This is a genomic window from Brevibacterium atlanticum (assembly GCF_011617245.1).
GTDB lineage: Bacteria > Actinomycetota > Actinomycetes > Actinomycetales > Brevibacteriaceae > Brevibacterium > Brevibacterium atlanticum.
On record NZ_CP050152.1, the window covers coordinates 1,363,438 to 1,375,079 of the forward strand.

General features: G+C 65.0%; 11 protein-coding genes and 1 tRNA gene. All 12 read left to right on the forward strand.

What is annotated here, in order from left to right; genetic code table 11:
* The first annotated feature begins 8 nt into the window (after positions 1–8).
* The 12 genes from GUY23_RS05965 (at position 9) to rplL (ending at position 11,564) form a co-directional block, all read left to right on the forward strand.
* On the forward strand, positions 9–1,094 hold the full coding sequence (locus tag GUY23_RS05965; RefSeq protein ID WP_166970586.1) for a UDP-N-acetylmuramate dehydrogenase: 1,086 nt from the start codon (positions 9–11) through the stop codon (positions 1,092–1,094).
* A 21-nt stretch (positions 1,095–1,115) separates the two neighbouring features.
* Positions 1,116–2,846, forward strand: coding sequence for a metallophosphoesterase family protein (locus GUY23_RS05970; protein WP_228282761.1), 1,731 nt, complete (start codon positions 1,116–1,118; stop codon positions 2,844–2,846).
* A 125-nt stretch (positions 2,847–2,971) separates the two neighbouring features.
* Positions 2,972–3,044 (forward strand) — tRNA-Trp (locus GUY23_RS05975).
* A 97-nt stretch (positions 3,045–3,141) separates the two neighbouring features.
* A complete protein-coding gene (secE, locus tag GUY23_RS05980; RefSeq protein WP_166970588.1) occupies positions 3,142–3,420 on the forward strand; it encodes a preprotein translocase subunit SecE in 279 nt (92 codons plus the stop codon).
* Positions 3,421–3,502: 82 nt separating this feature from the next.
* The gene (gene nusG, locus GUY23_RS05985; protein WP_166970590.1) at positions 3,503–4,375 is read left to right on the forward strand and encodes a transcription termination/antitermination protein NusG; all 873 of its coding nucleotides are present in this window, start codon (positions 3,503–3,505) and stop codon (positions 4,373–4,375) included.
* A 341-nt stretch (positions 4,376–4,716) separates the two neighbouring features.
* A complete protein-coding gene (gene rplK, locus GUY23_RS05990) occupies positions 4,717–5,154 on the forward strand; it encodes a 50S ribosomal protein L11 (protein ID WP_166970592.1) in 438 nt (145 codons plus the stop codon).
* A gap of 64 nt (positions 5,155–5,218) precedes the next feature.
* Positions 5,219–5,914 (forward strand): 50S ribosomal protein L1, encoded by a 696-nt coding sequence (rplA, locus tag GUY23_RS05995; protein WP_166970594.1) that lies wholly within the window; start codon positions 5,219–5,221, stop codon positions 5,912–5,914.
* Positions 5,915–6,161: 247 nt separating this feature from the next.
* The gene (locus tag GUY23_RS06000) at positions 6,162–7,454 is read left to right on the forward strand and encodes a helix-turn-helix domain-containing protein (RefSeq protein ID WP_166970596.1); all 1,293 of its coding nucleotides are present in this window, start codon (positions 6,162–6,164) and stop codon (positions 7,452–7,454) included.
* 113 nt (positions 7,455–7,567) lie between these two features.
* Positions 7,568–9,091: an acetaldehyde dehydrogenase ExaC gene (exaC, locus tag GUY23_RS06005; RefSeq protein WP_166970598.1), complete on the forward strand. Its 1,524-nt coding sequence runs from the start codon at positions 7,568–7,570 to the stop codon at positions 9,089–9,091.
* 127 nt (positions 9,092–9,218) lie between these two features.
* On the forward strand, positions 9,219–10,238 hold the full coding sequence (gene adhP, locus GUY23_RS06010) for an alcohol dehydrogenase AdhP (RefSeq protein ID WP_166975698.1): 1,020 nt from the start codon (positions 9,219–9,221) through the stop codon (positions 10,236–10,238).
* A gap of 345 nt (positions 10,239–10,583) precedes the next feature.
* Positions 10,584–11,117: a 50S ribosomal protein L10 gene (rplJ, locus tag GUY23_RS06015; RefSeq protein WP_166970600.1), complete on the forward strand. Its 534-nt coding sequence runs from the start codon at positions 10,584–10,586 to the stop codon at positions 11,115–11,117.
* Positions 11,118–11,177: 60 nt separating this feature from the next.
* Positions 11,178–11,564, forward strand: a complete 387-nt coding sequence (gene rplL / locus GUY23_RS06020) for a 50S ribosomal protein L7/L12 (RefSeq protein ID WP_166970602.1) — start codon at positions 11,178–11,180, stop codon at positions 11,562–11,564.
* Positions 11,565–11,642: the final 78 nt, after the last annotated feature.

Genomic DNA, 11,642 nt, shown 5'->3' on the forward strand with positions numbered 1-11,642 from the left:
CCGCGGCCGTGAGTGAGGATCTGTCGACATTCACGACCTTCCGCCTCGGCGGGCCCGCCCGGCAGGTGACCGTGGCGAAGACCCGCGATGAGCTGTTCGAATTCTGCGCAGCCCGCCAGCTGGAACCAGGGGCTGAGGATGTTGCCGACGTCCTCTTCATCGGGGGCGGGTCGAACCTGCTCATTGCCGACGAAGGATTCGACGGCACCGTGTGCGTCGTCCGCACCACCGGGGTGACGACGACTGAGACCTCGACCACCGACACCCAGGTGACCGCCGAGGCGGGGGAGAACTGGGACGAATTCGTCTCCCGCACGCTCGACCTCGGTCTCTCCGGGCTCGAGGCGCTCTCGGGCATCCCCGGCTCCGTCGGGGCGACGCCCATCCAGAACGTCGGGGCCTACGGCACCGAGGTCGGCGAACTCATCACCTCCGTCGAAGTCTTCGATCGCGTCGCCGGTCAGGTCCGCCGCCTCAGTGCCGTCGAACTCGAATTCGGCTACCGCACCTCGGCGCTCAAGCGTGCGCAGATCGCGACGGGAAGCCCCCAGTTCGTCGTCCTCTCGGTGACCTTCGACCTCCAGCACAGCGACGAGTCGCTGCCGGTCCGCTACGCCCAGCTCGCGTCCACGCTCGACGTCGAGATCGGCACCCGCGTCCCGGCAGCACTCGTGCGCGAGAACGTCATCGCGCTGCGCCGGTCCAAAGGGATGGTCATCGACCCTGCCGACCATGACTCGTGGTCGGCGGGATCCTTCTTCACCAACCCCATCGTCGATGACGCCGCCGCGCTGCCTGCCGAGGCTCCCCGGTACCCGGTGACCGATCCGCTCAGCGGGGCGAAGATCGAGGGGAAGACGAAGACCAGCGCGGCCTGGCTGATCGAACGCGCCGGTTTCTCCAAGGGCTTCAGCGTCGGGGAAGGGAACGCGGCCCTGTCGAGCAAGCACACCCTGGCGCTGACGAACCGGGGACACGCGAGGACGGTCGACGTGATCGAACTCGCCCGCACGATCGTCTCCGGCGTCGAGGACGCCTTCGGCATCACTCTCGAACCGGAACCGACCTTCGTCGGCTGTTCCCTGCAGAGCTGAGCACTTCCTTAGACTGGGGGAGTGTCACCACGTCGCAGAACCACCGGCCTCCTCATCGCCCTCGCGGCGATCGCGGTCCTGACGCTGCCGTGGGCGGTGTTCACCTCCCGGGCCGATCTCACCTTCGGCCCGCATGAGGCGCAGTACCGGATCACCGCCGACTCCCGGCTGACCGTCGACTTCGGTCCCTTGGGCACGCTCCTCGTGCCGGCCGAGGACTACATTACGCTGGGACTCGGGCTGCGCGTCGACATCGGCGAGATCCCGGTGTCCGGAGAGGACCGGGACGACGACCGCCCGGCCGCGGATCCGGATCGGGCCGACGACGGTGGGAGCGGCGAGACCGGAGGGGGAGCCGTCGACGCCCTCGGCGGCGACGTCGCCTCCTATGCGGCCCTGTTCTCGGCCCCGCAGGCGCAGGTCGATCAGGTCGTCGCCGGCCTCCTGCAGCAGGTCCTCATCCGTTGGTCGCTGGCTGTCTGCCTGCTCACCGGTGGGCTCGTCGGTCTTGCCGCCGTGCTCGGTCCGCAGCGCCTCGAGTCGGTCATGCGCGCCTTCGCGGGCAGGGAGCTCATCGGCATCGCCATGGTGGTCGCGATCGTCCTCGCCGGCCTCGGGACCGTCGTGGCGCAGAGACCGAAGCCGATCGCCCCGGACCCGGCCTTCGACGGCACCCCGCTGGCAGGCTCCCAGGTCACCGGCCGCCTCGGCGGGATCATCGACACCGCGTTCGCCGCAGTGAAGGACTTCGCCGACGACAACGATGCCTTCTACGACCAGGTGCTGACCACGCTGAGGTCGCAGTGGAATCAGCGGCCGATCACGGGCAATTGGAGCGACCGCGGGATGGTCCCGCCTGCGGGGATCGGCGGCCAGGACGACGAGTCGAGCGACGACGCGGGCGGGGCGAATGAGGACGGCGATGCGAACGGCGGCGATACGACCGCCGGCGATGATTCCGGCGGCGCATCCGACGAAGGAGTGTCGACGTTCGTCTACGGATCCGACATCCACTGCAACATCGGCATGGCCCGGGTCGTCGGGGCCGTAGCCGATATGAGCGGGGCCGATGCCTATATCGACGGCGGCGACATCACCATGACAGGCACCTCGGCGGAGAACTACTGCCTCGACGTCCTCGACGACGAATTGCCGGAGAGGCTGCCGCGCATGATGGTCAAGGGCAACCACGACTCGAAGGAGACGACCGGACACGCGAAGACCCGCGGCTGGAAGGTGCTCGAGGATTCGAGCGCAGAGATGGCCGGAGTCACCTTCTTCGGTGCGCCGGACCCCAGGCGCACCGTCTTCGGCTCCGGGCCGCAGCTCGAGACCGATCTCACCGCCGACCAGTACGCGAAACGGCTGGCCGAGGAAGCCTGTGACACGGACTTCGACATCATGCTCATCCACGATGCCGCCGTCGGGGCGCCGTCCCTGCGCACCGGCTGCGTCGACTACGCGCTCAGCGGACACTGGCACCGCCGGGTCGGCCCCGAGACGTTCGGATCGGGAGTCCGCTACCTCAGCTCGACGACCGGCGGGGCGCTCGCGAACGCACTGACCCCGGGCCCGCTGAAGATGAACGCTGAGCTGAGCATCATCCGCGTCGACAACGCCACGAAGCGCCCGATCGACGTCCAGATCATCACGGTCACGCCCGACCAGAAGGTCATCATCGACCCATGGGTGCGTTTCCCCTCACCCCTGCCGACGGTGGCTCAGCCTCCGGAGGGTGAAGCGGGTGAATGAGTGAGCGCCGACACACCGCCGGCCCCGGCCCGAGTCTCGGTTCGACGAACGGCGGTCGGGCACGGTATGCTCGTTTCTCGTGGTTGGACACCAACCGGATCGTCACGATTCGGTCGTCTGATCGAAGGGGTGTGGCGCAATTGGTAGCGCAACGGTCTCCAAAACCGTAGGTTGCAGGTTCGAGTCCTGTCACCCCTGCGCAGTTGACTCTGCCGAAGTCTCATCGGCTAGGCGCCGTCCTCGACTGGCACGAACAATTGTGAAGCCCTGACTGAACCCGACCGAGTGAGGATGTGTGAGCGACACACCGGCAAAGAAGACTGGCAGCGCACCCAGCAGTGCCTCCGGTCCCAAGAAGCTCGGATTCTTCGGACGAATCCTGCAGTTCTTCCGCGAAGTTGTGGCGGAGCTCAAGAAGGTCGTCACCCCCACGCGGAAGCAGCTGGTCAACTACACCCTGGTGGTGCTGGGCTTCATCCTGTTCATGATGGCCCTCGTCACGGTCCTCGACCTGGTGTTCGGCAAGCTCGTCGGTTTCGTCTTCGGCGGAACTCCGCTCTGGCCCCTGTGGTGACACGCTCTTCCCAGTGGCACACTTAAAGCTGAAACTTCACTCCCAAACGGGAATCACAACACGCGAAGCGAGGAATTGATCGGTGTCGGATACCAATTCACCTGAGCAGGAGACCCCTGAGACCCAGGACGTCACCCCCGAGGAGTCGGGTGCCGCTGTGGTGCCCGAAACCGAAACTCCGTCCGCCGACGCCGAGGCAGCTGTGCCCGATGACGCCGACGTCGAATCCGCCGCGGACTCCGCAGCGTCGACAGCCGAGGGTGACGCTGCCGAGGGTGACGCTGCCGAGGGTGACGATGCCGAGGGTGACGCCCCAGCAGACGCCGGTGACGAGACCGACCCAGCCGAGGAGTTCAAGTCCGAACTGCGCATGCAGGAGGGTGACTGGTACGTCATCCACTCCTACGCAGGGTATGAGAACCGGGTCAAGCAGAATCTCGAGAACCGCACTGTGAGCCTCAACCTCGAAGAGTTCATCTTCGAGGCCCAGGTCCCGATGGAAGACGTCGTGGAGATCAAGAACGGCCAGCGCAAGCAGGTCCGTCGCGTCCGCATCCCCGGCTACGTGCTCGTCCGCATGGAACTGACGGATGAGTCGTGGGGCGCGGTCCGCCACACCCCGGGAGTCACCGGGTTCGTCGGCAATGCCTACGACCCGACCCCGCTGTCCATCGACGAGGTCTTCTCGATGCTCGCCCCGATCTTCGAAGAGCGTCAGGCCGAAGCCGCCGCTGCCGAAGGCCCGGCCGCCGAGGCGGCTGCGAAGCCGGCTCCGGTCACCGAGGTGGAGTTCGAGGTCGGCGAGTCCGTCCTCGTCAAGGAGGGCTCGTTCGAGGGTCACCCCGCCACCATCCAGGAGATCCGTCCGGAGTCGCAGAAGCTCACCGTTCTGCTCTCGATCTTCGAACGCGATGTTCCCGTCGAACTCGGCTTCGACCAGGTGTCGAAGCTGTGAGAACCGCACTGATCAGCTGATCGCGCACGCGATCGCTCGCGGAGGGGCTCGGAGGAATCCGGGCCCCTTTGCTGTTGCCCGGGCAGCCGCCTCGGCGACGGTAGTCCGACGGCCTTCCCTCGTTCAAGGCTGAGTCCGGATATCGAAGTGTCCGCGGGCCGATATCGGGGCCTGCGCTTGAACGGGTGATCGGCTCGGTGATCCGCCTCACGAGCATTTGCTCCCGGGGTCGCGCGCATGGAATACTGGTGTGGTTTGATTGCGGCCTGCATCCGAGGCCGCTGTCGAACGATGTGCCGTATCTGTCTGGCACATCGAAACTTCAAGATTAAGGACCGTACATGCCTCCCAAGAAAAAGGTAGCCGGCCTCGTCAAGCTCCAGATTCAGGCAGGTGCCGCTAACCCGGCTCCTCCGATCGGTCCGGCGCTTGCCCAGCACGGCGTCAACATCATGGAATTCTGCAAGGCCTACAACGCCGCCACAGAATCCCAGCGCGGAAACATCGTCCCCGTCGAGATCACCGTGTACGAAGACCGTTCGTTCACCTTCGTTCTCAAGACCCCGCCGGCCGCGGAACTCATCAAGAAGGCCGCCGGAGTGAAGTCGGGTTCGGCTACTCCCCACACCGTCAAGGTCGCTCACCTGAGCGCCGACCAGGTGCGTGAGATCGCCACGACGAAGATGCCCGACCTGAACGCCAACACCCTGGATCAGGCCGACCGCATCGTTGCCGGAACCGCGCGTTCCATGGGCATCACCACCGACATCGAGGTCTGAGACCTCACCCCACACAGTGGCAGGGCCCACGCAGCCCACACCACGACTGCAAGGAGTAAAGCAGATGGCAAAGCGTTCGAAGGCCTACCAGGCCGCGGCTGAGAAGATCGCCGCAGATGTGAACTACGAACCGGCTCAGGCGATCGCCCTGGCCAAGGAGACCACCGTGGCGAAGTACGACGCCACCGTCGAGGTCGCCCTCCGCCTCGGGGTCGATCCCCGCAAGGCGGACCAGATGGTGCGCGGCACCGTCAACCTTCCGCATGGTACCGGTAAGACCGCTCGGGTCCTGGTGTTCGCTGCCGGCGACCGTGCAGAAGCTGCCCGTGAAGCAGGTGCTGACTATGTCGGCTCCGATGACCTGCTGGAGAAGGTGGCCGACGGGTTCACCGACTTCGATGCCGCCGTTGCGACCCCCGACATGATGGGCAAGGTCGGTCGACTCGGTAAGGTGCTCGGTCCCCGCGGACTGATGCCGAACCCGAAGACCGGAACCGTGACCATGGATGTCGCCAAGGCCGTCTCCGACATCAAGGGCGGAAAGATCGAATTCCGCGTCGACAAGCACTCGAACCTGCACTTCATCATCGGAAAGGTCTCCTTCGCCGAGAACGCTCTGCAGGAGAACTTCGACGCCGCGATCGAAGAGATCCTGCGTCTGAAGCCGGCTTCGTCGAAGGGCCGCTACATCAGCAAGGCCACCGTGACGACCTCGAACGGCCCCGCCGTTCCGGTCGACGCCTCGGCGCTGCGCGTGTGATCGGCTGACACGCAGACAGGTTTCGCCTTAAGGGAAGGGCGGGGAGTGAGAGATCACTCCCCGCCCTTCCCTTATTGCTACCTGACGGCGGCCCAGCAACCTCGCGCGAGGTTGCTGGGCCGCCGTCAGGTAGCAATAGGGAGCGTCTTGGGGGTCAGACTGGTCTTGCTCGGGGGATGGTTCGCGGTTAGATTATGAACAATCGAGGCTCTTTTCCGACACCGCCGATGGAGGTGGACCGTCAGCCATGCATTCGACCCTGCTGCTTGAGGACGACTATCAGGCCACCGTGCGCCTGGCACACGACCGACTTCAACCGTCCTCGTCGCGCCCTGCCGTATCGGGGGAGGGCAGTGATTCGCGCCCCGGCGGAGTACGCACCTCGGTGCTGGAATCGTGGAATCGCTCGCTCGACCGCCTGCATGATCCCGCGGGAGCACGAGTGCGCGTGGCCTACGAAGCCGAGCAGCTCGCCGAGGTCAGGCGCCGGCACCCCTTCCACTCGATCATGCCTCTGCTGCGGTCGCACCTCATCGAACCCGCGAAAGATGCCGGCCTGCTCGCCGCCCTCGGCGATGAACAGGGCCGCCTGCTGTGGGTCGAAGGGGAACGCGGTGTTCGTGATCGAGCCGAAGCCATGGGATTTCTCGCGGGGACGGACTGGTCGGAGGAGGTCATGGGCACCTCGGCGCCGGGCCTCGCCCTGCGATCGGGGTCGCCGGTGCAGATCAGCCAGGCCGAGCACTTCGCCCCGGACGTTCACTCCTGGAGCTGCAGCGCCGTGCCCGTGACTCATCCGCTGACCGGGCAGGTCATCGGGATCATCGACGTCACCGGGGGAGACGACGCGGTGTCCTCGATCGTCCTGCCGCTGCTGGCCTCAACCGCGAAGGCGGCCGGTGCCGAACTCTCCCAGCTGTATCGCCCGAAACACATGGATCGCTCCGGCGCCGAGGCTGTGCGCAGCGAGCTCAGTGTCTTCGGTTCGGTCCCCGCTCTGCAGGGCCCGGAGGGGGCGGCGGTCTCACTGACACGTCGCCACGCTGAGATCCTGCTGCTTCTCCATCGTTGTCCCGACGGGATCAGTGGGTCGGGTCTCGTCGAACGTCTGTGGCCGGTCGGTGGCAGCGAAGTCACCGTCCGCGCCGAGATCACACGCCTGCGAAAGGCCATCGACGGCCTCGGCGGGCTGCGCATCGATGCGCGCCCCTACCGCCTGCTCGGCGACCTCGATTCCGACCTCGACCGCACCTGTCAGGCCCTGGCTCGCGGGGACGTCGACACTGCTCTGGGACACTACGGCGGCCCCGTCCTGCCGGACTCCGACGCCCCGGGGGTGCGGGAGATCGGTGATGAGGTCGATGCGCTCATGCGCGAGACCCTGCTTCAGGACGGCACCTGGCAGCAGCTGTGGCGGTATGCGAATCTGCCTGACTTCCGCGATGACGCCGAGGTGCTCATGACCGTGCTCCGCCTGGCTCCGCCCGAGGCGGCGGAGCGCAACGCCGCCGTGGTGCGACTGGAGGCACTCGGCTGCTGAAGCCCGTCCGGCCCTGCGACGGTGTGATGCAACCCACATGCAACGTTGCCCTCTGTAGCGTCGTGCTCACACGGAGATCATCCGGTGAAATCAGACGCATCAAAGGAGTTGCAATGACTGTCTACGCACAGCCAGGTCAGGACGGATCGCTCGTCACCTTCAAGCCCCGCTACGAGAACTTCATCGGCGGTCAGTGGGTGCCCCCGGTCAATGGGAACTACTTCGAGAATCCCAGCCCGGTCACCGGTCAGGTGTTCACCGAAGTTCCGGCCAGCACTGCCGAGGACATCGAACTCGCCCTCGATGCGGCGCACAAAGCGGCTCCCGCCTGGGGGAAGACCTCGGTGGCCGAGCGCGCGAACATCCTCAACAAGATCGCCGATCGCATCGAGGAGAACCTCGAGATGATCGCCGTCGCCGAGACCTGGGACAACGGGAAGGCGATCCGCGAGCCGCTCAATGCCGATCTGCCTCTGGCCGTCGATCACTTCCGCTACTTCGCCGGCGCCATCCGTGCGCAGGAGGGCGGACTGTCACAGATCGACGAGGATACCGTGGCCTATCACTTCCACGAGCCCCTGGGTGTCGTCGGACAGATCATCCCGTGGAACTTCCCGATCCTCATGGGCGTGTGGAAGATCGCCCCGGCGCTGGCTGCCGGCAATGCGATCGTCCTCAAACCTGCCGAGCAGACTCCGGCGTCGATCCTCGTCCTCGTCGAGCTCATCGCTGATCTGCTGCCCGAAGGCGTGCTCAACGTCGTCAACGGCTTCGGTCTCGAGGCCGGTAAGCCGCTGGCGTCGAACAAGCGGATCTCGAAGATCGCGTTCACGGGTGAGACGACCACGGGCCGTCTGATCATGCAGTACGCTTCCCAGAACATCATCCCGGTGACCCTCGAGCTGGGCGGCAAGTCCCCGAACATCTTCTTCGAGGACGTGCTCGATCAGGACGACGCATTCGCGGACAAGGCCCAGGAGGGCTTCACGATGTTCGCTCTCAACCAGGGAGAGGTCTGCACCTGCCCGTCCCGCGCACTCATCCAGGACTCGATCGCCGATCCCTTCCTTGAGAAGGTCGTGGCCAGGACGCAGAAGATCGTCCAGGGCAACCCGCTCGACACCGACACGATGATGGGAGCGCAGGCCTCGAACGACCAGTTCGAGAAGATCATGTCCTACCTCGACATCGGACGTCAGGAAGGCGCCGAGGTGCTCACCGGAGGTGCGAAGGCCGAACTCGACGGAGATCTGGCCGGGGGGTTCTACGTCCAGCCGACGATCTTCAAGGGCTCGAACACGATGCGCATCTTCCAGGAGGAGATCTTCGGACCCGTGGTCTCGGTGGCGACATTCTCCGGCTACGACGATGCCCTGGCCACGGCCAATGACACGCTCTACGGCCTCGGTGCCGGTGTCTGGTCGCGCAACGGCAACACCGCGTACCGTGCCGGCCGGGACATCCAGGCGGGGCGTGTGTGGGTGAACAACTACCACGCCTACCCGGCCCACGCGGCCTTCGGCGGATACAAAGCGTCGGGTATCGGACGTGAGAACCACCTGATGATGCTCGACCACTACCAGCAGACGAAGAACCTGCTCGTCAGCTACTCCGACAACGCCCAGGGTTTCTTCTGACCCAATTGCTACCTGACGGCGGCCCAGCTACCTGGCGCCACGTTGCTGGGCCGCCGTCGGGTATGTCGGCAACATTCTCAAACCCCGACTGATCACGAAATCCACCATCGTCTCAAAGGAGCGAATGATGTCAGGAATGAAAGCAGCAGTCGTCGAGGACTTCGGCAAGGACCTCACCGTCGGAGACAACGCGATCCCGGAACCCGGTCCCGGTCAGGCCCTCGTCAAACTCATCGCCTCGGGAGTCTGTCACACCGATCTCCACGCCGCCCACGGCGACTGGCCTGTCAAGCCGAAGATCCCACTCATCCCCGGACACGAAGGCGTCGGCACCGTAGAGAAAGTCGGTGAGGGCGTCACCGACGTCGAGGTCGGACAGCTCGTCGGGAATGCCTGGCTGTGGACGGCCTGCGGAACGTGCGAGCACTGCCGCCAGGGCTGGGAGACGCTGTGCGAACAGCAGGTCAACGGCGGCTATGGAGTCGACGGATCGTTCGGTGAGTACATGCTCGTCGATACGAAGTTCGCCGCCGTGATCCCCGAGGGTGCCGACCCCTACGAGATCGCCCCTGTGCTGTGTGCGGGAGTCACCGTGTACAAGGGACTCAAGCGCACCGAGGTCAAGCCCGGGCAGTGGGTCGTCATCTCCGGAATCGGCGGACTCGGCCATATCGCGGTGCAGTACGCGGTGGCGATGGGTATGCGCGTTGTCGCGGTCGACGTCGCCGACGACAAGCTCGCCCTGGCGAAGAAGCACGGCGCGGAGATCACGGTCAACGCCTTCGCCGAGGACCCGGCCGAGATCATCCAGGAGAAGGTCGGCGGATCCCACGGCGTCCTCGTCACCGCTGTGCACCCGGCGGCGTTCGGGCAGGCGATCGGCATGACCCGCCGAGGCGGCACCATCGTCTTCAACGGACTGCCGCCCGGTGACTTCCCGGCTCCGATCTTCGACATCGTCCTCAAGGGACTGACGATTCGCGGCTCGATCGTCGGCACCCGCCAGGACATGGTCGAAGCGCTGGAGTTCTACGCCGCCGGCAAGATCCACCCGACGTTCTCGAAGCGTCCGCTAGAGGACATCAACGCGATCTTCGACGAGATGGAGCACGGTAAGATCGACGGCCGCGTCGTCATCGAATACTGACCGCAACCGACCACAGCCTCCCAGAACTACCTGACGGCGGCCCAGCAACCTCGCGCGAGGTTGCTGGGCCGCCGTCAGGTAGCAAATGGGGCGGATTGGACTTGTTGAGGTCAGCTTCGTTAGACTTGAACCACCCAAGACCGTCGGTCTCTGTGGATCCATCGGAATTCGCCATCGAATCTCGATGCCCGCAGACGAAGACTCCCAGTGAGTGACCCACGCAGGTGAGCTCGAGATTCTGCTCGATGAGTGCCATGTACTCTTCGTTCAAGCGTTTCACGCCTTCCTGCGTGGAGCGCTTTTTGCGTTGTCGGGGAAGACCGGACGACTTATGAAAGGAACACCATGGCGAGGCCAGACAAGGCAGCCGCAGTCGAGGAGATCAAACAGCAGTTTGAGAACTCCGACGCTGTGTTGCTGACCGAGTACCGCGGTCTCACCGTCGCGCAGATGAAAGAACTGCGCGTTTCTCTCGGTGAGAACGTCAGCTACGCCGTGGTAAAGAACACGCTGACCAAGATTGCAGCCAAGGAAGCCGGGATCACCGGTCTCGATGAGCACCTCAACGGGCCCACCGCGATCGCGTTCGTCAACGGCGAACCCCCTGAGGCTGCCAAGGCTCTGCGTAACTTTGCCAAGGCGAACGACAAGCTCGTGGTGAAGGGCGGCTACTTCGATGGAGCCGCACTCAGCCCCGAGCAGGTCAACCAGCTCGCCGACCTCGAATCCCGCGAAGTGCTGCTTGCAAAGGCAGCCGGTGCCATGAAGGCAAGCCTCCACCAGGCGGCTTACCTCTTCACCGCTCCGCTGGTCAAGGCCGCGCGCACTGTCGATGCCCTCCGCGAGAAGCAGGACGACGCTCCTGCTTCCGACGCCTGAGCATCACCCCCAACCAAACCCGGTCACCTGAGGTGACCAAAACAGGAAGGACTAGCCACCATGGCTAAGCTCACCACCGACGAGCTCATCGAAGCTTTCAAGGAGCTCACCCTCATCGAACTCTCCGAGTTCGTCAAGAAGTTCGAAGAGGAATTCGACGTTGAGGCTGCCGCTCCGGCCGCCGTTGCCGCCGCTCCTGCAGCCGGTGGCGGAGACGCCGCTCCCGCCGAAGAGCAGACCGAATTCGACGTCATCCTCGAATCGGCCGGCGAGAAGAAGGTTCCCGTCATCAAGGAAGTTCGTGGACTCACCTCCCTCGGACTCAAGGAAGCCAAGGACCTCGTCGACGGAGCCCCCAAGCCCGTCCTCGAAGGCGCTTCGAAGGAAGACGCCGAGAAGGCCAAGGAAACCCTCGAGGCTGCCGGCGCCACCGTCACCCTCAAGTGATTCCGCAGGCAGCGGCCTGACCGCTGCCTGAATCGACGAACCCCGCAGCACAGTGCTGCGGGGTTCGTCGCATCTGAT

Excerpts from the sequence above, each read along its gene's own strand:
- rplJ (WP_166970600.1), top strand. The coding sequence starts at position 10,584 with ATGGCGAGGCCAGACAAGGCAGCCGCAGTCGAGGAGATCAAACAGCAG.
- rplL (WP_166970602.1), top strand. The coding sequence starts at position 11,178 with ATGGCTAAGCTCACCACCGACGAGCTCATCGAAGCTTTCAAGGAGCTC.
- GUY23_RS06000 (WP_166970596.1), top strand. The coding sequence starts at position 6,162 with ATGCATTCGACCCTGCTGCTTGAGGACGACTATCAGGCCACCGTGCGC.
- adhP (WP_166975698.1), top strand. The coding sequence starts at position 9,219 with ATGTCAGGAATGAAAGCAGCAGTCGTCGAGGACTTCGGCAAGGACCTC.
- exaC (WP_166970598.1), top strand. The coding sequence starts at position 7,568 with ATGACTGTCTACGCACAGCCAGGTCAGGACGGATCGCTCGTCACCTTC.
- rplK (WP_166970592.1), top strand. The coding sequence starts at position 4,717 with ATGCCTCCCAAGAAAAAGGTAGCCGGCCTCGTCAAGCTCCAGATTCAG.
- rplA (WP_166970594.1), top strand. The coding sequence starts at position 5,219 with ATGGCAAAGCGTTCGAAGGCCTACCAGGCCGCGGCTGAGAAGATCGCC.